General features: G+C 64.9%; 17 protein-coding genes. 9 read left to right on the top strand and 8 right to left on the bottom strand.

All coding sequences use genetic code 11. The features are described 5' to 3' along the window. Positions 1-54 precede the first annotated feature (54 nt). From JJB74_RS24525 to JJB74_RS24515, 3 genes are read right to left on the bottom strand one after another with little or no spacing between them, the layout of a single operon-like run. Positions 55-3,165: an efflux RND transporter permease subunit gene (locus JJB74_RS24525; protein ID WP_200596376.1), complete on the bottom strand. Its 3,111-nt coding sequence runs from the start codon at positions 3,163-3,165 to the stop codon at positions 55-57. Between the two features lie 6 nt (positions 3,166-3,171). Then, complete coding sequence (locus JJB74_RS24520) at positions 3,172-4,344, bottom strand: efflux RND transporter periplasmic adaptor subunit (RefSeq protein ID WP_200596401.1); 1,173 nt, start codon at positions 4,342-4,344, stop codon at positions 3,172-3,174. Positions 4,345-4,372: 28 nt separating this feature from the next. Further along, positions 4,373-5,587 (bottom strand): TolC family protein, encoded by a 1,215-nt coding sequence (locus JJB74_RS24515; protein WP_200596375.1) that lies wholly within the window; start codon positions 5,585-5,587, stop codon positions 4,373-4,375. Positions 5,588-6,272: 685 nt separating this feature from the next. Between JJB74_RS24515 and JJB74_RS24510 the strand changes: the two genes are divergently transcribed. The 3 genes from JJB74_RS24510 to JJB74_RS24500 all read left to right on the top strand — a co-directional run bounded on the left by JJB74_RS24510 (position 6,273) and on the right by JJB74_RS24500 (position 7,654). Further along, the gene (locus JJB74_RS24510) at positions 6,273-6,710 is read left to right on the top strand and encodes an Hsp20/alpha crystallin family protein (protein WP_200596374.1); all 438 of its coding nucleotides are present in this window, start codon (positions 6,273-6,275) and stop codon (positions 6,708-6,710) included. A 146-nt stretch (positions 6,711-6,856) separates the two neighbouring features. Then, a complete protein-coding gene (locus JJB74_RS24505; protein ID WP_200596400.1) occupies positions 6,857-7,216 on the top strand; it encodes an Hsp20/alpha crystallin family protein in 360 nt (119 codons plus the stop codon). A 219-nt stretch (positions 7,217-7,435) separates the two neighbouring features. Continuing rightward, positions 7,436-7,654 carry a DUF3606 domain-containing protein gene (locus tag JJB74_RS24500; protein ID WP_200596373.1) on the top strand — a complete coding sequence of 73 codons (219 nt, stop codon included), beginning with the start codon at positions 7,436-7,438 and terminating at the stop codon, positions 7,652-7,654. Between the two features lie 310 nt (positions 7,655-7,964). Here JJB74_RS24500 and JJB74_RS24495 read toward each other — a convergent pair whose 3' ends face one another. The 3 genes from JJB74_RS24495 to JJB74_RS24485 all read right to left on the bottom strand — a co-directional run bounded on the left by JJB74_RS24495 (position 7,965) and on the right by JJB74_RS24485 (position 14,020). Beyond that, entirely contained in the window at positions 7,965-11,591 is a 3,627-nt protein-coding gene (locus JJB74_RS24495; RefSeq protein WP_200596372.1) for a hydantoinase B/oxoprolinase family protein, read from the bottom strand. Between the two features lie 258 nt (positions 11,592-11,849). After that, a complete protein-coding gene (locus tag JJB74_RS24490; RefSeq protein WP_200596371.1) occupies positions 11,850-13,136 on the bottom strand; it encodes an MFS transporter in 1,287 nt (428 codons plus the stop codon). A gap of 98 nt (positions 13,137-13,234) precedes the next feature. Beyond that, positions 13,235-14,020 carry a putative hydro-lyase gene (locus tag JJB74_RS24485; RefSeq protein ID WP_200596370.1) on the bottom strand — a complete coding sequence of 262 codons (786 nt, stop codon included), beginning with the start codon at positions 14,018-14,020 and terminating at the stop codon, positions 13,235-13,237. Between the two features lie 171 nt (positions 14,021-14,191). Between JJB74_RS24485 and JJB74_RS24480 the strand changes: the two genes are divergently transcribed. The 6 genes from JJB74_RS24480 (at position 14,192) to JJB74_RS24455 (ending at position 20,348) form a co-directional block, all read left to right on the top strand. After that, positions 14,192-15,136: a LysR family transcriptional regulator gene (locus JJB74_RS24480; RefSeq protein WP_200596368.1), complete on the top strand. Its 945-nt coding sequence runs from the start codon at positions 14,192-14,194 to the stop codon at positions 15,134-15,136. A 314-nt stretch (positions 15,137-15,450) separates the two neighbouring features. Then, positions 15,451-15,921, top strand: coding sequence for a surface-adhesin E family protein (locus JJB74_RS24475; RefSeq protein WP_200596367.1), 471 nt, complete (start codon positions 15,451-15,453; stop codon positions 15,919-15,921). A 91-nt stretch (positions 15,922-16,012) separates the two neighbouring features. After that, positions 16,013-17,098 (top strand): MBL fold metallo-hydrolase, encoded by a 1,086-nt coding sequence (locus JJB74_RS24470; protein ID WP_200596365.1) that lies wholly within the window; start codon positions 16,013-16,015, stop codon positions 17,096-17,098. Positions 17,099-17,237: 139 nt separating this feature from the next. Continuing rightward, a complete protein-coding gene (locus JJB74_RS24465) occupies positions 17,238-18,404 on the top strand; it encodes an MBL fold metallo-hydrolase (protein ID WP_200596363.1) in 1,167 nt (388 codons plus the stop codon). Further along, complete coding sequence (locus JJB74_RS24460) at positions 18,394-18,909, top strand: hypothetical protein (protein WP_200596361.1); 516 nt, start codon at positions 18,394-18,396, stop codon at positions 18,907-18,909. The genes JJB74_RS24465 and JJB74_RS24460 overlap by 11 nt, the downstream gene beginning before the upstream one ends. A gap of 71 nt (positions 18,910-18,980) precedes the next feature. Further along, positions 18,981-20,348, top strand: a complete 1,368-nt coding sequence (locus JJB74_RS24455; protein WP_200596360.1) for a glycoside hydrolase family 1 protein — start codon at positions 18,981-18,983, stop codon at positions 20,346-20,348. A 67-nt stretch (positions 20,349-20,415) separates the two neighbouring features. On the opposite strand, the gene JJB74_RS24450 is transcribed toward JJB74_RS24455, so the two are convergent. Continuing rightward, positions 20,416-20,628 carry a hypothetical protein gene (locus JJB74_RS24450; RefSeq protein WP_200596358.1) on the bottom strand — a complete coding sequence of 71 codons (213 nt, stop codon included), beginning with the start codon at positions 20,626-20,628 and terminating at the stop codon, positions 20,416-20,418. Then, positions 20,621-22,363: an FAD-dependent monooxygenase gene (locus JJB74_RS24445; protein WP_200596399.1), complete on the bottom strand. Its 1,743-nt coding sequence runs from the start codon at positions 22,361-22,363 to the stop codon at positions 20,621-20,623. The genes JJB74_RS24450 and JJB74_RS24445 overlap by 8 nt, the downstream gene beginning before the upstream one ends. Positions 22,364-22,387: the final 24 nt, after the last annotated feature.

Below are 22,387 nucleotides of genomic sequence, written 5' to 3'. Positions count from 1 at the left end.
GGCTTGTCAGCCCAACCTACGCAGCCCGACCCACGCAAGCCATGATGCTTCCCCTCAAACCTCCTGCGTCCCCAGATCATCGAACCACCGATACAGCGCCGGCAGCACCACCAGCGTCAGCAGCGTCGAGGTCACCAAACCGCCGATGACCACGATCGCCAGCGGCCGCTGCACTTCGGAGCCCGGCCCGGTCGAGAACAGGAACGGAATCAGGCCAAGCATTGCCACCGTGGCCGTCATCATCACCGGGCGGAAGCGTGAGGTCGCGCCGATCTGCACCGCGTCGCGCAATTCGACGCCGTCGCGGCGCAGGCTGCGGATATACGACACCAGCACCACGCCGTTCAACACCGCGATACCCCACAGCGCGATGAAGCCCACCGAGGCCGGCACCGACAGATATTCACCGGCGACGAACAGGCCGACGATGCCGCCGATGGAAGCGAACGGCAGCACCATGATGATCAGCGTGGCCAGCTTCAGCGAGCCGAACAGCAGGAACAGCAGGAAGAAGATCGCGCCCACCGTCACCGGCACGATCACGCCGAGATGGCCGAGCGCGCGCTCCATGTTCTGGAATTGCCCGCCCCATTCCAGCACATAGCCTTCCGGCAGCCGCACCTTCGCCTCCACCGCGCGCTGCAACTCGGCGACGAAGCCGCCGAGATCGCGGTCCTTCACATTGATGCCGACCACGATGCGCCGCCGCGCCGATTCGCGCGAGATCTGCGCCGGACCGTCATGCACACGGATGTCGGCCAGGCTCTGCAACGGCACCGTCGCGCCATTCGGCACCGGCACCAGCAGCGCACGGATCGCTTCGATATTGCCGCGGAAGCTTTGGGGCAGGCGCACGATGGCGTTGTAGCGGCGCGTGCCTTCATACACTTCGGTGGCGACCTTGCCGCCGATCGCGGTTTCGATCAGGTCGTGCACATCGGCCACGTTCAGACCCAGGCGCGCGATGGCCTGACGCCGGATATCCACCGACAGGTATTGCTGCCCCGCGACCTGCTCGACGCGCAGGTCATAAGCGCCGGGCACACCCTGAGCCACGCGCGCAATGTCCTCGGCCGTCTTCTTCAGGACATCGAGATCGTCGCCAAACACCTTGACCGCGACATCCGAGCGCACGCCGGTCACCATTTCATCGACGCGATCCGAGATCGGCTGGGCCATCACGATCTGCACGCCTGGCAGGGCCGCGAGCTTCTTGCGTATCGCTTCGGCGATGTCGTCCTGGTTCCAGCCTTCGGGCCATTGGTCGCGCGGCTTCAGGCTGACGATGGGCGTCGATTCGTTCTGGCCCTGCGGATCGGCCGGCGATTCGCCGCGACCGACGCCCGACACTGCCGACTTCACGCCAGGCACCGTCATCACCAGCGCCATCGCCTGCTGCTCCATGCGTATCGATTCTTCCAGCGAGATGTTGGGCACGCGGTTGATGCCGGGCACGATCGAGCCTTCCTTCATCTCGGGGATGAAGGCGGTGCCGAGCATGGGCACCAGCGCCAGCGCCGCGGCGAAAGCCACGACCGCGCCAGCCACGGTCTTCTTCGGCGCGGCCAGGGCCGCTCCCAACAGGCGCAGATATGGCTTCTTCATCGCCGCGATGAGCCGAGTGTCATGCTCGTCTTCACCCGGCTTGACCTTCAGCAGCCAATAAGACAGCACCGGCGTCAGGGTCAGCGTCAACAGCAGCGAGATGCCGAGCGCAATCGCGATGGTGTAAGCCAGCGGCGCGAACATCTTGCCTTCCATGCCGGAGAGCGTCATCAGCGGCAGGAACACCAGGATGATGATGCCGATGCCGAAGATCACCGGCGTGGCCACTTCCATTACCGCCGGCACGAGGATGCGCAGCCGGCTGCGTCCCAGGAGCGGCCGTCCCAGGTGCACATGCGCGTTCTCGACCACCACCGCGGGGCCGTCGACCATCAGGCCGATCGCGATCGCCAGCCCGCCTAGCGACATCAGGTTGGCGGATAGCCCCACCTCGTTCATCACCATGAAGGTCAGCAAGGGCGTGAGCACCAGCGTGCCCACCACTGCAAGGGACGAACGCACGTCGCCAAGGAACAGGAACAGCACCACGACGACCAGCACCACGCCTTCGATCAGCACCTTGGTCACGGTGCTGAGCGCCGAATCGACCAGCTCCGAGCGGTCGTAATACGCCTTTACCTTGAGGCCCTCGGGCAGCATGCCTTTGGCATTGATTTCCTCGACCCGGGCCTGGATGCGCGACACCACTTCCTTCGCATTACCGCCGCGCAGCATCATCACCACGCCGCCGACCGACTCGGTCACGCCATTCTTCACCAGCGCGCCGGCGCGCACCTCGTGACCTATCGTCACTTCGGCCACGTCGCGCATCAATACCGGCACGCCGCCGCTTTCCTTGAGCACGATGTTGCGGATGTCCTCGATGCTGCCTATCAGGCCAAGACCGCGGATCAGGTATTGCTCGGCGAATTGCGGCAGCACGCCGCCGCTGGAGTTGGCATTGTTCAGCGCCAGCGCGCGATAGACCTGGTTCAGCGACAGATCGTAATGGCGCAAGCGGTCCGGGTTGACCAGCGCCTGGTACTGCTTCACATAGCCGCCCTGCGAATTGATCTCGGCCACGCCCGGTATCGAGCGCAGCAGCGGGCGCAGCACCCAGTCCTGCACATTGCGGCGCGCGGTGAGTTCTTCCATCGTCAGCGCGCGGTCGCCATCGTCGTCGCGCTCTATCGTGTACTGATAGACCTCGCCCAGGCCGGTCGACACCGGGCCGAGCACCGGCGAGATGCCCTGCGGCAGCCGCTGACCGATTTCGATCAGGCGCTCCATCACCATCTGCCGCGCGAAATAGACATCGGTGGCGTCAAGGAACACCAGCGTGATCAGCGACAGGCCGGGCTTGTTGAGGGAACGGATCTCGGTCATCGCCGGCAGGCCGGTCATGGCGATCTCGATCGGCGCCGTCACCAGGCGTTCGATCTCCTCGGGCGAGCGGCCCGTCGCTTCGGTGGCGATCTGCACCTGCACATTGGTCACGTCCGGAAAGGCGTCCACGGACAGTTGCTGCGCCGCGCGCAGACCAAAGGCCAGCAGCATCACGGCCAGCACGAGAACGACCAAGCGCTGCCGCAGCGCGCTGCGTATCAGGGATTCAATCATGGCTCGTCACTCGCTCAGCAGCAGGCGCTTGCGTTCATTGTTCAGATGGAATGCGCCCTCGGCGACGATGCGTTCGCCGCTGGCCAAACCGCTTTCGACAGTGCGCATGCCGCCCTGCTCGGGACCAAGCTTTACCTTCGTCAAGCGGAAGCTGCCGGGCGACTGTTCCTTGAGCACCATGTCTTCATCGTTCTCGCGCACCACGGCTGCGGACGGCACCGCGAGCTTCTGCTGCGGCAAGCCTTCGATGAGCATCGTGGCCAGCATTGCAGGCTTCAGGCGGCGGTCGGCATTGTCGAGCTCGGTGCGCACGGTCACGGTGCGGCGCTCGGCATCCACCACATCGCTGACATGAATCAGCCGGCCTTCGATCTTGCGGTTGCCCAGCGCCGGCACTTCGATTTCCACGCGCTGCCCGGCCTGTATGCCGTCGATCTGCTGTTCCGGCACTTCGGCCACGGCCCAGACCCGCGACAGGTCGGCGATCGTGAACAGCGTGTCGGCCGGCTGCACCACCTGGCCCTGCGATACCCGGTGCTCGACGATCACGCCGGGCGCGGTGGCAATCACCTGCGAAGCGGAATTGATGGCGCCGCTGCGGTCCAGCGCCGACACCGCGGCGGCGCTCATGCCCTGCACCCGCAACTGGTCGGCCGCGGCGCGGCGCTCGGCCATGGCAATCGATAGTTCGCTTTCGCGCTTCTGCAGCTCGGCCGAGCCGATCACGTCGGCGGCCAGCAATTGCCGGGCGCGCTCGACATTGCGCGCATTGAGCTCGGCGCGGGAACGGGCAGCCACGTAGGCCAGTTGCGCGGTGCCGAGCTCGGTGCTGTGCAGCTGCGCCAGCAGATCACCGGCCGCGACCGCCTGCCCCGGCACTGCATGCAGGCTGGTGACGCGGCCGGTGACGTTGGCACCGATGCGGGCCACGCGGCGCTGGTCGAAGTCGATGCGGCCGGCGATGCGCTCGGTCTGGCGCACGTCCATCATGGCAACCGGCTTGATGACCAGCTGGCGCAGCATCTCTTCGCTGGCGGCGACGACGTTCGGATCCTTGCGCGCCGTGTTTCCGGCAGCGTTGACCGCCTTGGCCTCCTTGACCGGTGGCGATCCGGAATCGCAGGCGCAAAGCAGCGCCAATGGCAGCAGCACGGCGGCAGCGAGCGCGCGCGGCTGCATGCGCTCGGGTAAGCGTTGGTTCATGGTGTCAGTTCCCGTTCAAGGTTTCGATGTCGGCCAGCGCGGTGCGCATCTCGAAGCGCGCCGCGATCAATTCATTGCGCGCATTGCGCCAGGCGCGCTGCGCATCGAGGTAATCGAGAATGCCGCGCTCGCCGAAGCGGTAAGCCGCCTCGGCCACGCGCAGCGCGGCCTGGGACTGGGCAACGATGCCGGTCTCGAGTGCAGCCACGCTGTTGCGGCTGATCTGGTAGCGCTGGTAAGCCTCGCGCAGCTGCTGGCGCAGATCGAAGCGCGCCTGGTCTTCTTCATGCCGCAGGCGCGCGAGCTGGGCCGAGGCTTCGCCGATCGGACCGCGGCGCTGGTCCCACAGCGGGATGGTGAGATTGACGCCGATGCGGCTGCTGCGTATGTCCGGCTGCTGGTCGACGGCGGCCTTCACGCTCACGCTGGGCAGGCGCAGCGCGCGCTCCAGCGCCAGTTGCTCACGGCCGCGCGTGGTGAGCGCGCGGGCGCGGGTCATGCCGGCATTGCGCTGCAGCACCTGCTCTTCCAGTTCACGCAGCGTGGGCAACTGCGGCAGCTCATGCTCGAGCATGTCTTCGGCGGCCAGCGTGAAGTCGTCCGGCAGCACGTTGCCGACGCTGTTCTTCAGCGCCGCGCGCGCCAGCTCCACCCGCAGCTGCGCGCTCTGCGCTGCTTTCTGCGCATTCAGCGCCTCGGCTTCGGCCTTGATCGCGTCGTAGCGCGGCGATTCGCCGGTGGACACCTTCAGCTTCACCCGGTCGCGGATGTCATTGAGCAGATCGAGATCCTGTTGCGCGGCATCGCTTTCCGCTTCGCGCCGCAGCAGTTCGTGATAGTGCAGCTTGACCGCGCGAATCAGTTCCTGGCGCGACAGCCGCAGCTGCGCCTGTTCGGCGTCGAGGCCGGCACTTGCGGCGCCGATGCGCGCGGCGCGTTGCGGCGGCAGGTCCAGGCGCTGGGTCAATGCCACGGTGGAGACAGGGCCTTCCGGCGCGCCGGGAAGGCGGGCGCGCTGTGAGCCGCGCAGGACCTCGAATTCAGGATTGGGCAGCGCGCGCGCCGTTTCCACCGCGGCGCCGGCGGCGTTGACCCCTTCACGGGCGGCGCGAATGCGCGGGTGCTGCTCCTGCGCCAGCTCGATGAGTTGCGGCAGCGTGTAGGTGGCCTGGGCGTACGCTGATGTCGTCAGCCAGCACATTGCGGCGACAAGCGGCAACAGCCATCGGCGTCGGAATGAGAAAGGGTCGGGGCAGTTTGACATGGTTTTGCAAAGCTCCATCGCGTGAGAAGCGCGCGCCCCGGCAACATCCGGGACCGCGGCGAAGAGCCGGCGGCCCTTCATGACGCTGCGGATGCTACGGGCCGAAGCTTAGAGCGAGCTTAAAAATGCGCGGAGCGGGAGAAGAATCTTGTGACGATGCAGCCGGACTTGTTGGTGCATAGGCGCGTGGCCAGGATTGAGAACACCAGGAGGTATCAATGTGAAGGTACGCGCTTCGTGGCTTGGCTGCCTACGGCGCGCGACGGCGCGTAGGGTGGGCGCAGCCCACGCGGTTACCGATCGAATAACCGCGTGGGCTGCGCCCACCCTACGAATGAATCGACGGCCAGCACTGCTGAGTCGCGATGCGCGGGTGAACTCGATCGGGACGAACGGGCTTTTCCTGAGGCCAGCCAATGATCGATTCGGAAAAGGTGGCCCGGCATCCATCGCATTCGGATCGCCGCTTGCAAAGCCGGTGCGGCCTTGCCGCAGCGCATGCCAGCGTCAGGACGGCGCGGCGACGCCTGCGCGCAGTTCATGATCAGCGTCAGAAATCGCGCGGATGCGGCCGCATCGCGCAGAATCCTCGCCCGCCGCCGGCATCTAACTTCCCCACCGATGAGACGAGGAGGACGACATGTTCCCGAATATGTTTCGCGGCGACCTGTTCTCGCAGATGGACAGGCTGCAGCGGGAAATGCAGCAGGCCTTCGGCATGGAGCCGGACATCCGCGGCTTGACGCGTGGCGGCTTTCCGGCAATGAACATCGGCAGCACGCCGCAATCCATCGAGATCTATGCCTTCGTGCCCGGCATCGATCCGAACGCCGTCGAAGTGCATCTCGAACGCGGCGTGCTGACGGTGTCGGGCGAACGCCCGAGCGACATCGCGAATGCCACGCAGCAGCAGAATCTGCATGTGAACGAGCGCTACACCGGGCGTTTTCGCAAGGTGATCAGCATGCCGGATGACATCGACCCGGATGGCGTCTCCGCGCGCTGCCGCGACGGTGTGCTGCATATCAGCGTGGCAAGGCGCCAGTCGGCGCAGCCGCGGCGCATTAATGTGCAATAGGCAAGGAGTTCGACATGGGCGACGAAAGCAATATGGCTGACGAAAGTCGGCAGAGCGCCGGACAGGATGCGGCGCAGAGCGGGAAGGCCGTTACCCCAGGAGGCGGCAACGCGGCAGCGACTAGCGGCGGTACCCAGGGGCGCGGCATGCAGGCCGCAGGCGACAGCGACGAGCAAGCAGCACTGCTGCCACCGGTGGACGTGGTCGAGGATGCCGGCGGCATCACGCTGTACGCGGACTTGCCCGGCGTGCCGAAGGAAAACCTGTCGCTGCACCTCGAGCACGATCGTTTGACCATCGAGGGCCGCGTTGCGCTCGACATACCGCAGGACATGCAGTCGAACTTCGCCGAGGTGCGGCTGTCGCGCTATCGGCGGGTGTTCGCGTTGTCGAAAGAGCTCGATGGCGAGCAGACCGATGCGGAGCTGAAGAACGGCGTGTTGAAGCTGCACATACCGAAGGCGCAGCATGCGCAGCCGAGGAAGATCGCGATCAGCGTTGCCTGATTCCGATGGCGCTGCTCGACAGCGCGACCATGCTGTCGAGCAGCTGTCGAGCAGCCTTCGGGTCGCCAGCATGTATGTTGATTGGACTTAAGACCACGCCCGGCCGCGTTGGCATTCGCGCGCGGAGCATGTGACCATCGTGCTCCGCCGTCCGTCCGCTCTGGCAGCGGCAACGGACTCCTCTTCCTTCAAGGCAAATCCCCACAACAGGAGCAACTCATGTCGGACAACACTTCGGGCAGCACCGAACAGAACGATCTGCGCATCAATATCCAGGACGAAGCCGCCTTGCGCGAATGGTCGAAGAAACTTGATGCCACGCCGCAGGAACTGAAGGACGCGGTCGCCGCGGTCGGCGAGCTTGCCGGCGATGTCGAAGCCTATCTGAAAGGCAGCCGCAGCAGCACCAACAGCGAGCGGGTGCATAACGCGTTGTGACGATAGACGCCGGCGTGCGCCATCAAGCGATGGCGTTGGGCTGACGTGGGAAGTCCAAGCTGTTCGCGGCCCGCGGACGCCGCATGTTGGGCTTTGCAGCCCACCCTACACTTGCTGCTCGTGGAACAGACCCGTAGGGTGGGCGCAGCCCACCCTACGGAGTATCGACCCTTCATGCGTATGAAATGGGGGCGATCGCTGCAAGCACCTCGGAAGGACAGGCTTGTCAGCCCAAGCTGCCGAAAACGCAAGCAGCCCTCGGCACGCATGCGCTTGATGCAGGCTGCGCCAGCCTGCTTATGCGGCAGCCTCAGCTTCCCGACGCCCCATATCCGCCGCCCCCCGGCGTTTCTATGACGAACACATCGCCTGCACGCAGCTCGGCCTTGTCCGCATGCGTCAATTCCACGCGGCTGCCGTCGGCGCGCTCGACCCAGTTGCGACCGACCGCGCCCGGCTCGCCGCCTGCCATGCCAAAGGGCGCGACCACGCGGTTGTTGGCCAGAATCGCTGCCGTCATAGTCTCGAGGAAACGGATGCGCCGCACGCCGCCATCGCCGCCGCGCCACTTGCCGGCGCCGCCCGAGCCGGCCCGGATCGCATAGCTTTCCAGGCGCACCGGGTAGCGCCATTCCAGCACCTCGGGATCGGTCAGCCGCGAGTTTGTCATGTGCGCCTGCACCACGCTCGCGCCATCAAAGCCATTGCCGGCGCCATGGCCGCCAGAGATCGTTTCGTAGTACTGGTAGCGGTCGTTGCCGAAGGTGAAGTTGTTCATCGTCGACTGGCTCGATGCCAGCAGGCCGAGCGCGCCGTACAGCGCATTGGTGATGCACATCGACGTTTCGACGTTGCCTGCCACGACTGCGGCCGGATACACCGGATTGAGCATCGAGGCCTCAGGCACGATCAGCTCCAGCGGCTTCAGGCAGCCGGCATTGAGCGGAATGTCGTCATTGACCAGGGTGCGGAACACATACAGCACGGCGGCGGTGCAGATCGCCCGCGGCGCGTTGTAATTGCTTGCCAGCTGCGGCGAGGTGCCGGTGAAGTCGATGCTGGCGCTGCGCGCGGCGCGGTCGACGCGGATCTTCACCCGGATCTCCGCGCCATTGTCCAGCGGCAGGCTGAATTCGCCATCCTGCAGCGCAGTGATCACGCGGCGCACCGCTTCCTCGGCGTTGTCCTGCACATGGCGCATGTAGGCCTGCACGACTTCCAGGCCGAAGTGCGCGACCATGCGGCGCAGCTCGTGCACGCCCTTTTCGTTGGCAGCGATCTGCGCGCGCATATCCGCGATGTTCTGTTCGGGATTGCGCGCCGGATACGGCCCGGACAGCAGCAGGTCCACGGTCTCGCGTTCGCGCATGCGCCCCGCCTCGACCAGCTTCCAGTTGCTGATGCGCACGCCTTCTTCGATGATGTCCTTCGAATCCGGCGGCACTGAACCCGGCGTGATGCCACCGACATCCGCATGATGGCCGCGCGAGCCGACATAGAACAGGATGCGTTCGCCAGCCTCATCAAACACCGGCGTGATGACGGTGATGTCCGGCAGATGGGTGCCGCCGTCATATGGGTCATTCAACGCATACACATCCCCAGGGCGCATGCGACCGGCATTCTTGGTAATCACCGTGCGGATCGATTCGCCCATCGAGCCCAGGTGCACCGGCATGTGCGGCGCATTCGCGATCAGATTGCCTTCGGCATCGAAGATGGCGCAGGAAAAGTCGAGGCGCTCCTTGATGTTTACCGAGTAGGCGGTGTTCTGCAGCCGCAGGCCCATCTGCTCGGCGATGCTCATGAACAGGTTGTTGAAGATTTCCAGCATCACCGGGTCGGCATCGGTGCCGATCGCGTGGCGCTGCGGCAGCCTTTCCACGCGGGCGAGCACGAGATGGTTCAGCGGGCTGATCTCGGCCTGCCAGCCGGATTCGACCACGGTGGTGGTCACCGGCTCGGCGATGATGGCCGGGCCGCGGATCACATCGCCGGGGCGGGTATCTTCGCGGCGGTACAGCGCGGTGTCGCGCCACTCCCCGCCCGAGAACATGCGCACCGTGCCGGCCGAGCGCAATGCACCGGCGCGCGGCGCGAGGCGGTGGAAGCTTTCCTCGGGGGCATCGGCCAGGCCCACGGTTTCGACCGAGATTGCTTCGACGACCAGGTCCTTGTCCGGGATCAGGAAAGCGTAGCGGCGGCGATAGGCCGATTCAAAGGCGTCCTGCATCGCGGCGCGGCTGCCGTGAGGCACGATCAGGGATTTGTCGGTGCCCTCGTAGCGCAGATGCACATGGCGCTTGATCTCGATGCGCTCGGGCGCGACGCCCTGCTCGACCAGCGCGGCGGTGCCCTGCCCGGCCAGCGCGTCGAGCCGCGCACCCAGGCTTGCAACGAGGTCTTCGTTCAGGGTTTGCTCCACCGATTCCTCGCGCATCACGCTCTGGTTCGCCAGGCCCATGCCATACGCTGACAGCACGCCGGCCAGGGGATGGGCGAACACACGGCTCATGCCGAGCGCGTCGGCCACCAGGCAGGCATGCTGGCCGCCGGCGCCGCCGAAGGTGGTGAGCACGTATTCGGTGACGTCATGGCCGCGCTGCACCGAGATCTGCTTGATCGCATTGGCCATGTTGCCCACGGCAATGGCGATGAAGCCTTCGGCCACTTCCTCGGGAGTGCTGCGCTTGCCGGTGGCGCGCTCGATGGTGTCGGCCATCTCGGCGAATTTTGCCGCGACGATATCGCGGTCCAGCGGCTGATCCGCATGCGGGCCGAACACCTTCGGGAAATGCTCGGGCTGGATCTTGCCGAGCATGACGTTGCAGTCGGTGACCGTCAGCGGTCCGCCGCGGCGGTAGCTGGCCGGGCCCGGATTGGCGCCGGCGCTGTCCGGGCCGACGCGATAGCGGCTGCCATCGAAATGCAAGATCGAGCCGCCGCCGGCCGCCACGGTGTGGATGCTCATCATCGGCGCGCGCATGCGCACGCCTGCCACCTGCGTTTCGAATTCGCGTTCGAACTCGCCGGCGTAATGCGACACGTCGGTGGAGGTGCCGCCCATGTCGAAGCCGATGATCTTCGAGAAGCCGGCCAGCTCGCCGGTGCGCGCCATGCCGACGATGCCGCCTGCGGGGCCCGACAGGATCGCGTCCTTGCCCTGAAAGCGATGCGCATCGGTCAGGCCACCGCTGGACTGCATGAACTGCAGCCGTATGCCCGGCATCTCGGTAGCGACCTGGTCGACATAGCGGCGCAGGATCGGCGACAGATAGGCATCCACCACCGTGGTATCGCCACGCGGCACCAGCTTCATCATCGGGCTGACTTCATGCGAGCTGCTGACCTGGGTGTAGCCGATTTCACGGGCGATGCGCGCGATGGTGCGCTCATGCTCGGGATAGCGGTAGCCATGCATCAGCACGATGGCCAGCGAGCGCAGGCCAGTGGCGTACTGCGCCTGCAGGTCGGCGTGCACCTGCGCTTCGTTCAGCGGCGTGACGATGCCGCCATGCGCGCCGACGCGCTCGTCCACTTCGACCACCGATGCATACAGCAGCTCGGGCAAGGTGACGCGCAGGTCGAACAAACGCGGTCGGTTCTGGTAGGCGATGCGCAACGCGTCATGAAAGCCGCGGGTGATGAACAGCGCGGTCGGCTCGCCCTGGCGTTCGAGCAGCGCGTTGGTGGCAACCGTGGTGCCCATCTTCACCGCCTCGACCAGCTCGGGCGTGATCGGCTCGCCGGCTTTCAGGCCCAGCAGGTGGCGGATGCCGGCGACCGCGGCATCGCGGTATTGCTCGGGGTTTTCAGACAGCAGCTTGTGGGTGACCAGGGTGTTGTCCGGGCGGCGCGCGACGATGTCGGTGAAGGTGCCGCCACGGTCGATCCAGAATTGCCAGCGGTTGCTTTGTTTGGTGGTGATGGTGCTCATGGTGGGAATCTTTGAAGTCGTCGAAATGGTGAAGTGAAGGACGGAGGTGGCACGCAAGTCCGGCCTTGTCGGTGACGGTGCAGTTTGCGCTGACCTTATTGCGTCATGAAGAGTGCGTAGGTTGGGCTGACGAAGGAAGCCCAACGGGAGTCCGCACGGAATCAACCTCCATGTTGGGCTTGTCAGCCCAACCTACCGAAGGAAGCCCAACGGAAGTTCGCAGGCAATCGACCTTCGTGTTGGGCTTGGCAGCCCAACCTACGATTCCAGCTGCTTGCCGCGCGTCTCCGGCAGCGTCAGCGCCGCGAGGATCAGCACGCCGTAGGCGGCTGCGGCGAAGGCGCCGATCGCGTGGCCCAGGCTCATGTGCTGGCTGACCGCGCCGATGAGGAACGGGAACAGCGCGCCGATCGCGCGGCCGAAGTTGTAGCAGAAGCCCTGGCCCGAGCCGCGCACCCGCGTCGGAAACAGCTCGGTCAGGAACGCGCCCATGCCGCTGAACACGCCCGAGGCGAAGAAGCCGAGCGGAAAGCCCAGCACCAGCATGACCGAGTCCGTCATCGGCAGGTTGGTATAAGTCAGCGCGATCGTCATGGCGCCCAAGGCAAACAGGATGAAGTTCAGCTTGCGGCCCAGGCGGTCGGTCAGTACCGCGCTGATCAGGTAGCCGACATACGAGCCGGCGATGACGACGGCCAGATAGCCGCCGGTGCCCATCACCGTCAGATGGCGCTCGGTAGCAAGGAAGGTCGGCAGCCAGGTGGTGATGGCGTAATAGCCGCCCTGCGCGCCGGTGGTCAACAGCGCCGCGCGCAGCGTGGTGGTGATCAGCGCCGGCGCAAAGATGTCGGTAAAGCGGGCTTCGTTGCCGGTGGCGGCGCTCTGCGCCTTCTGGCGTTCATAGATTTCCGGCTCGGACACGAAGCGCCGGATGAAGATCACGAAGATCGCGGGCAGCACGCCGATGATGAACAACGCGCGCCAGGCCATCGCGGCAGGCAGCAGCGAGAACACCACAGTAAACAGCAGCGCCGACATGCCCCAGCCCAGCGCCCAGCCCGCCTGCACCATGCCCACCGCCTTGCCGCGGTCCTTGGCGCGGATCACCTCGCCCATCAGCACGGCGCCGGCAGTCCATTCCCCGCCGAAGCCAAAGCCCATCAGACCGCGCGCAATCAGCAGCTGCTCGAAGTTCTGCGCCAGTCCGCACAGCATCGTGAAGAAGGCGAACCAGAGGATGGTGAGCTGCAGCGTGCGCACGCGGCCGATGCGGTCGGACAGGATGCCGGCGACCCAGCCGCCGGCCGCCGAAGCCAGCAGCGTGACGGTGCCGATCAGGCCGGCCTGGCCCTTGGTGATGCCCCAGGTTGCGATCAGCGTCGGGATGACGAAGCTCAGGAATTGCGTATCCATCGCATCGAGCGCATAGCCGATCTTGCAGCTCCAGAAGGTGCGGCGCTCCTGGTTGGTAAGCCGGTCGTACCAGGATAGAAAGCCGCTGTTGGTCTCCGCAACGGCGGCGCTTGCTTCGGTGTGGCCATTCATGATGTTCCCCTGCATGTGGTGAATCTTGATGATGGGCTGCCGGCATGCCGGCCGCTGCATAAGCCTTGCTGCTGGTGTGCTGCCTTGCTCCCCGCGCTTCAGAGCACCGCGAGGCGATGGTTCGGTACGTCGGTGACCAGCATGTAACCGGGCTTGTGCGCGATGGCGAAAGGCAGCTCGGCCGACAGGATCGCCTGCTGCGGCGTGACGCCACAGGCCCAGAACACCGGGATTTCATCGGGCGCGATATCGACCGCGTCGCCATAGTCGGGCCGTTGCAGATCCTCGATGCCAATCAGTCGCGGATCGCCCAGATGCACCGGCGCCCCATGTACACCGGGGAAGCGGCTGGTGATCTGAATCGCGCGGATCGCGTCCGCCGCGCGCAGCGGACGCATCGAGACCACCATGTTGCCGCCGAAGGGACCGGCGACGCCGTTGGCGATATTGGTGCGGAACATCGGCACATTGCGGCCCTGCTCGATGTGGCGCACCGGGATGTCGTACTCGAGCAGCACATGCTCGAAGGAAAACGAGCAGCCAATGGCGAAGGTGACGAGGTCGTCGCGCCAGACCGCTTCCAACGACTCCAGCTCTTCGGCCAGGCGGCCTTCGCGGTACAGGTAATAAGCCGGCACGTCGTTGCGGATGTCGAGATCGGCGCCAAGCTGCGGCAGGCGCCAATCGCCAGGCTCGGAGACGCCGAGCAACGGACATGCTTTCGGATTCAATTGGCAGAAGCGCAGGAAGTCGGCGGCATATTGCTGCGGCAAAATCGCCAGGTTGGCCTGCGCGTGGTTACCGCCATGGCCGGCGGTGGGTTTGCGGAAGTCGCCGCGCCGCACGAGTCGGCGGAATTCGGCGGGATGCCTATTCAAGTCCATTAATCGTCTCCATTAATCGGTAACCGTTCTTGTGAACAGTGTGAAATAAGATAGGCGCAAGAAAAATTTAACGCTACCTAGTTTTTTCACGCACCCTCGTATAGTTTTACTTAACATCTCGAATGAGCTGATTTTTGCTGCCGCGACCCTCTCCAGGAATGCCTTCACGCCATGAATACCCGCTTCCTCGAAACCTTCGTCACCCTTTCCGAATTACGCAACTACCGTGCCACGGCCCGCGCGCTGCATGCGACGCCGGCGGCGATTTCGCTGCGCGTGAAGAGCCTGGAAGACGAGCTCGGCGCCGAACTCGTTGACCGCGAGTCGAAGGAATTCCGCCTGACGCCGCAAGGTGAAAGCCTGCTCGCCCATGCGCGCACCGTGGTCGCGGCGGCGAAGCGGCTGCAGGCGGCGGCGCGCCAGGACAACACGATCCGCGGCCGGCTGCGCCTCGGCGTGATCGAGACCGTGGTGCACAGCTGGCTGTCGCCCTACATCAAGCGCATGAGCAAGGAATATCCGGAGCTGGAAATCGATCTGACGGTGGATCGCAGCACGGTGCTGCAGAAGCGGCTGCAGGCCAATGAGCTCGACCTGATCGTGCGCGTGGAAGGCAGCGACAATCCGGACATCGTTTCCACCGCGCTGGCGGTGTATCCGGTGCAATGGTTCGCGCACCGCAGCGTCGTGCGCGGCAATGCGAAGGGACAGAAAGCGCTGGTGAAATGGGCGTTGCAACAGCCGCTGCTGACCTTTTCGCGTGGCACCGCGCCGCAACGGGCGATGGAAAAGGCGGTTGCGCATCTTGCCAGCCAGCAGGATGTGCCGCTGTCTCAGACGCGGATCACCTGTTCGCCGTCGGTGGCGGCGATCGTGCGCCTGCTGCTCGATGGCTATGGCATCGCCGCCATCCCTTCGCTCTTCGTCAACGATCATCTGAAGACCGGCGACATCGTCAACCTGCCGGCCTTGCCTTCGCTGCCAGTGATCATCGTCACCCTGTGCCACCCTGCCGAGACCGAAATGAAGGTGCATGCGGCCGCCACCGTGGCCAGGCAGGCGTGCGCGGATTACGGCGCGCAGCTTGGGGAAAGCCTGATCGGGGTGCTGTGCTGAATGGGCGGCATCACCACGGAACGACCGAGATTGCCTTCGCCGCGCCAAGGATAAACCCCGCCTTGCGTGCGCATCGACCGCAGGTTGCCTGCGACCTGCAACCATAAGCAGCCATCCATTTCGCATGCGGGCCTAGCGGCGCTGCTGTCCGCATATCACGACGCGAACAGGCAACAGTTGGCCGTGCCTTGCTGATCCTGCGTAAATCGAGCGCAGATTGCGCGTGTGCTCCAGCACAAATTGATGTCTTATTTAATTTCTGCTTGGACAAGGGATGCGCTATCGCCGCCCTGTGTCAACTGCGGGAGCAAGGCATGACATCGGTAGCAAGAATCAGCAGGGCAATCGGCGGTTTGGCATGCACGTTGGTCTTCGTGCTGCTCGCGCCGGGCGCAGCCTGGAGCGCGAACTGGCAAGCCATTGCCGGCGCCTCATCCAGCCATGTGCGCTTCTACCTCGACCGGACCAGCATCCGGCGCGAAGGGCAATGGCAGGCAGCGAATGTGCTCTACGACTTCGCCGAGCCGCAATACAACGAAGAATTCGGCACCTATTCGAAATCCTATGTGGTCGACAGTCGCATCGATTGCCACGGCCAGCGGCTGGCCGCCACGCGCATGCGCATGTATGCCGACAATCTCGGCCATGGCAAGGCATTGATGCGCACTTCACCTGAAAAGACATTGCAATGGGCGCCGGCTGCATCCGGCCCGATGAACCGCGCTGTCATCGCTGCGGTCTGCGACCGTGCCCCGCACCCACCCGGAAAGGAGGCCAGCCATTAGAGACACGCATCGCAGCAGAAGCAGATAAAGAGGCCGCGCCACGCCGCACAGGCGGCAGGACCATGCGGCCATACCGACAAGGAGACACGCAATGCATGCAGCATCCTTCTTCACGGGCGCGCTCGCCGCGCTGGCGGCTTCCTCCGCCATCGCCGCCGCTCCGCTGAGCTTTGATACCAGTTCCCCCGCCTGCACCTCGCTCACGCCCACGGCGATCGGCGGCGCCGCGCCGCCGCCTTCGGTGCTGTCGCTGCGCTGGCTGGGCACCACGAATTTCGAGCTGGTCTACCGCAACCAGGTGATCCTGCTCGACACCTATTACGACCGCGGGCCGCGCAACCGGCCGATCGGCTTCACGCCGTCACAGGTCACGCGGGCCAATGCGATCTATATCGGCCACGGTCACTTCGATCACATGTCCGACGCCGTTTCCGTGGCGGCGCAGACGCGCGCCCCGGTGATCGGCGCGCCCACCGCGATCGACAAGGCACTGTCGATGGGCTTGCCTCAAGGTCAGGCGGTGACGGTGCGCGGCGCGGGCGAGACGCAACGCTACAACGGCTTCACGGTGCAGGCCATACTCGCGCAGCACAGCACGCTGGCGCCCAACGTGCTCAGCGCTTTCCAGACCGCGATCACTGCCGCGATCGGCGCGCCGACGCCGGACCAAAGCGCAGCCGAGGCCGCCATCCTGGCGCGCGGCACCTTTGATCCGCGCGTCTTCACCGAGGGCACCATCGCCTATCTGTTCACCTTCGACAATGGCTTCAAGCTGATCTACCGCAACAGCGCCGGCCCGATCACCGACACCGAGCGCGCCGCCATGGCCCGCATCGGCGGCACCGACGTTGCCATCGTCGCCTATATCGGCCAATACGCGGCCGAACGGCAGATTGCTGCCACGCTGCCCATCGTCAAGCTGTACAACCCGCGGCTGTATTTGCCCGCGCATCACGATGAAATCGCCGGCACCTTCCTCGATATCGGCACCGAGCCGATGTTCATGGCGATCCGCGACCAGATGCCGGGCACGAAGTCGCTGTCGCCGCTGTACCGCGAGCCGGTGTGCATCAATGTCGATAACGATTTCCGCACCGAGATCCGCAACGATGTGCAGAACCTGCGCGATGACCTGCGCAACCTGGACTTGCGCAACCTGAGGAATCTGGTCCACTAAGCAACGACGAGCGCTATAACCCGCAAGCCGCGCCCCGCGGTTTGCGGCCCTGATACACGCGCCCCGAAACGGCTTCACCCCAACAACCAAAACGCCTCAGCCGGGCGCGAGCTGACCGGCGCAAACAAGGAGATTGACCATGACATCAACCGCTGTCGTTCCGCTTCTGAAAAAAAGCACTCTGCCCCTGCTATTCGCGGCATCGCTGCTCGCGCTATCCGGCTGCGGCGGCGATGACAATAACAGCAACGCCTCTGCATCCAGTGCCGGCCTGCTAGCCAATACCGGCGCGGTGGCGCCAACCGAAGTGCGCATGACCTGGTTCGGCGTCGCTAACTGGACCTTCAAGATCGGCGACCTGAACATCATGATGGATGGCTACATGTCGCGCATTCCGCAGGATTACTTCTCGGGCGGCGGCGGCGGGCTGGCGGTGACCAAGGCGCCATGGCCAATCGACCGGGCCAGCGTCGCCAAGGTCAACAGCGTGCTTGGGAGCGGCGCGGGCGGGCCGATCAATCTCATCCTCACCGGCCACAGCCATTTCGATCACAGCTTCGACACGCCCTATTGGGCGCAGCTCACCAAGGCGCCCATCGTCGGCTCGCGCACCACCTGCTTTCAGGCGCAGGCGCTCGGTGTTCCAGCCGCGCAATGCACCACGGTGTATGGCGGCGAAACCATCGTACTCAACCAGTATGTGACCATGCGCGTGGTGCGCTGGAATCACAGCGGTACCCATGAACTGAACCCGGAGCAGCACGATCCGGTGGAGCTGCAGCGGGTGCCTACGCCCGACGCCAATGGCAATCTGCGCGGCGGCGTGGCCGAGGACTTTCCGAATGGCGGCGGCAACCGCGGTTACCTGTTCACGGTGAAGACCGCGACCAATGGCCAGCTGAGCTTTTTCGTGACCAACTCCGGCGCGCCGCAGGACCTGGTGACCGACAACATCACCGACGGCATCAACTACGGCAAGCCGGTCGATAGCCTGAAGACAGCCATGGCCAATGCCGGCCTCGGCGCCGTGGATGTGTGGATCGGCGCGGGCGGGCAGCCGGTCGCCTCGCTGACGCTGCCTATCGTCAAGGCGAAAACCTTCGTGCCGAACCACCTGAGCAGTTTCTACACGCCATTCGCGCAGGGCAATACCGCGCCGTTCAACGATGCGACGCTGACGAGCTATCTGGCATCCAACAATGTCACGCTGGCTACGCCCAAACAGTATTTCGATGCCTGGGTGCTGGATGCCAACGGTTTCCGGCAGGTCGATAATGCGGCGATGAAGCAGGCCTATGGCTTCTGAAGCGAAGACAGCGGCGCCGCGGCGGTTCCTTTTCGCGCTGGCGCTGTGCGGTCTGCTGTGCACGGCGGCGCATGCCTATACCGATGCGCCGTCCACACCCGGCATCAGCGGCCCGCCAGCGCAAAGCGTGGGCGTGCGTCATGCCGCGTCATGGACGCAATTGCAGGCGCTCGCCGGCAAGCGTGTTTCGGATCCGGCGGCCGCGCGCGTGCTCGGGCCGCCGCTGTCGCGCGCGCTCGACGGCCGCTACAAGGCGTTCACGGCCTCGATGTCTGAAGACAAGCCGCTGCGCGTGGAAGGCAGCGGGCTGATTGGCGAGGGCGTGGTGCCGGACTCGCTGGGCTATCGCGGCAGCTTCTTCATCTTCGGCAAGAACGGCGCGGTCTTCGCCGCGTTGAAGAGTGGGCGCCATGGCACGACGATAGAACGCTTCGGTTCGCTCGAGGTGCTGAAGGACCCGACGCTGCTGCATGCCTATCAGGAATTCATCGGCATCGATGAATGAGGGCTTGGGGCGTGCTCGCGCGGGAACCACCGCGCGCGGCCGCGCTCCCATGCGCATGGCGTGGAAGCGCCATGCTTTCCGATTTCAAATGCGGGCAAGTCATGCATCGTCGCGACCTGCTGAGATGTGTTCCGGCTGCGCTGCTGGCGTCGCACCGGGTTGCGGCTACGCACGACATTGCTGCAGCCCGCCGCTTTCCGGATGGTTTTCTGTGGGGCGTCGCAACCTCGGGCTATCAGGTGGAAGGCAACAGCGTCAATGCCGACATCTGGCTGCTTGAGCATGTGAAGCCGACCATCTTCAGCGAAGCCTCGGGCGATGCCTGTGACAGCTACACCCGCTGGCGTGAAGATCTCGATCTCGTTTCCGGCCTCGGATTGAATGCCTTCCGCTTTTCGCTGGAGTGGTCACGCATCGAGCCCGAGCCGGACTGCTTTTCGCTAGCCATGCTCGAACATTACAGGCGCATCGTCGACGGCTGCCTTACGCGCGGTCTGAGTCCGGTGGTGAGCTTCAGCCACTTTGCGCTACCGCGCTGGTTTGCCGCGCGCGGCGGCTGGCTTGCCAGCGATGCCTGCGCCCGGTATGCACGCTATTGCGAGCGCGCGGCACGGCATCTCGGCGATCGCATAGGCTATGCGCTCACGTTCAACGAACCCAACATCATGCGAGTGCTGCGTCTCCTGGCGCCGTCGCCGGAATTCATCGCAGTGCGGCGCGCGATGCTGAAGGCAGCGGCGCGCGCCACCGGTGGCACGCACTTCACTACCGGCCTGGTGGCCAATGATGAGGACGTGGACCGCATCGGCGCAAACATGATCGATGCGCACCGGCGCGCCTATGTTGCGATCAAGTCCGTGCGTCCCGAGATTGCGGTGGGTGCCAGCATCAGCCTGTCGGACGACCAGGCCGCGGATGGCAGCGCGGCAGCGCGTCGACACGTCGAAGCAAAGCGGCGCGACGCGTATGGAGGCTGGCTGCGGGCCTTGCGTGCGACTGCGGACTTCATCGGCGTGCAGAACTACGACCGCAGCCGCTATGGCCATCATGGCCTGCTCGGCGCTCCGGCGCATGCGCAGCGCAATCATCACGGCGTTGAGATTTATCCGCGCTCGCTCGGCAATGCAGTGCACTATGCCCATATGGCGACCGGCAAGCCGGTGCTTGTGACCGAAAACGGCCTGGATACCGAGGACGATGCCTTGCGTGCCGCCTATATCCCGGCTGCGCTTGCGGGCCTGCACGGCGCCATTGCCGATGGGGTCCCGGTGCTCGGCTACCTGCACTGGTCGCTGCTGGACAACTATGAATGGTCGCTGGGCTATGCCTATCGCTATGGCCTGTTCTCGGTGGATCGACAGACCTTCGTACGCACGCGCAAGGCCAGCGCTGAGGTGCTGTCTGCCATCGCAATGGCCAACGCGGTGACTGCGCCGTGACATGGCTGCCATGCGCCTGCACCGCAAGCTGCATGCACAGCGCGGCGCTGCATGGCCTGCATGCGGTTCATGCGTCGCCTGTTCCGGTAAGCGTTTCCTGTTCGTCGCGTGCTGCCTCGACTGCCTTGCGCATCAGCACGCCGATGCGCTCGGGATCATCAATCTCTAGCATTGCCAGCAGCGCGAAGCGGCTCAACGCTGCCATTGCGCCGCGCTCACCGACCCGGTCGAGTTCGCGGCAGAAGTCGGTATAGGCTGCGTCCAGCTGTTCTTCAGTCATCGTTTTCCTCGTTCGCGCGGCCGGTATCTTCACATTGCAATGCCGCCATGAGCGCCGCGTGCAGGCTGCCGGGCGGATTGCGCCAGCGTCCGAGCACGTGGCCGTCCGGCCGCGCCAGGTACACCGCACCGGCGCCGGCGTCGTACAACGCATGCGCCCGACCGGCGCTGTCAACGACATGCGCCTGCTGCGCCACACCTTGCGCCGCGTCATGCACGGTCAATAGCGCAATCGGCATGCCCGCGCGCCGCAAGGCTTCGACCTCCGCGGCCAGCGCTTCAATCGGACCTCGGTTGCCGCAAAAGTCGAGCACGAGAAATTCGCCGGGCTTCACCATGTCGGTAATGTGCACATTGACCGTGGGCTGTCCCGGCTGCAGGTATTGCACGGGCGCGCTGATGAGCACGCTGCCCTGTGCCGGTCCGCAGGCGAATGCGGCATCCTCGCTACCGGCTGCGTTCAGCGGCGTATCGGCGTAGGAGATCGCGCTGGATTGCCGCGGATTGATCAGCGATCGCAGCGCCGGCGTGTCGGCCGCCAGACCCAGCACCGCATCGCGCATCAGGCTGAAGGCGAAGCCCGGCGGCGCCATGAATTCGGTGCTTTTCATGCCGCTCGCGAGATTGCGCTGCGCCGCTTGCACCCGCTCCTGCGAATACGAGTCGAGCAAGCCGTCGCCAGCCTTTCCGCGCAGGACCAGAGCGAGTTTCCATGCCAGGTTGTCGACATCATCTATCGACGAGTTGGCACCGCGCACGCCGAAGATGGGCACCAGGTGCGCCGCGTCGCCAGCGAAGAAGAAGCGGCCATGGCGGTAACGCTCCAGGCTCAGCGCATTGGCCCGGTAGATCGATATCCACAGCGGCGACCAGCTTGCGCTTTCGCCCATCATCGACAGATGCGCCGCAATGCGCGGCAGCACGTTTTCCGGCCGCACCGAGGCTTCGGCATCTTCATCGTCGCGCAGCTGGTAATCGATGCGCCAGATGTCATCCGGCTGGCGGTGCATCAGGATGGTCGAACCGGGATTGGATGGCGGATCGAACCAGGCCAGGCGCTCGGTCGGAAGCTGGCTGCGCATCTCGATGTCGGCGATCACATAGCGACCTTCGTAGGCGGTGCCGCGCAGGGACAGGCCGAGCAGTTCACGCATACGGCTGCGGCCGCCGTCGCAGCAGATGACGTAATCGGTATCGATGCGATAGTGCTCGCCCGACTCCATATGCTCTACCTCAAGACACGCCGGACTGTTTTCAGCGCCCGCATCCGCATCGACTACCCGGCTACCCCAGCGGATATCGACCAGGCCAGCGCTGCGCTCGGCCGCCTGCACAAGATATTCCTCGACGTAGTACTGCTGCAGATTCAGCATGGGCGGCAGTTTCTGGTCATCGTCATTCGGCATCTGAAAATGCAGCACTTCGCGCGTGCGGTGGAACGATCTGCCGCCCACCCAGGGCAAGCCTTTCTGCAGCACCGGCTCGAGTACGCCGATGCGGTCAAAGATTTCCAGCGTCCTGCGCGAGAAGCAGATCGCGCGGCTGCCGTAGCACACGGTGTCATCGGCTTCGATGATCACGCTGGCCACGCCCTGCGCCGCGAGCGACAGCGCCGCCGTCAGACCGGAAATGCCGCCGCCGACGATGATGACGCGCCGCGCTTCCCGCTCCTGCGCAGGCTTCGGGCTGCCACGGCGAACAAACGCAAACGGATAGGGCTTGAAGCTGTGCGGCATGCCACCTTTGCTGCTGTCGGGCGA

It is taken from the genome of Noviherbaspirillum pedocola (assembly GCF_016632335.1).
Taxonomy (GTDB): Bacteria; Pseudomonadota; Gammaproteobacteria; order Burkholderiales; family Burkholderiaceae_D; genus Noviherbaspirillum_A; species Noviherbaspirillum_A pedocola.
Note: the sequence above shows the minus strand (reverse complement) of the source record. Positions and strands in the feature narration are given on the sequence as shown.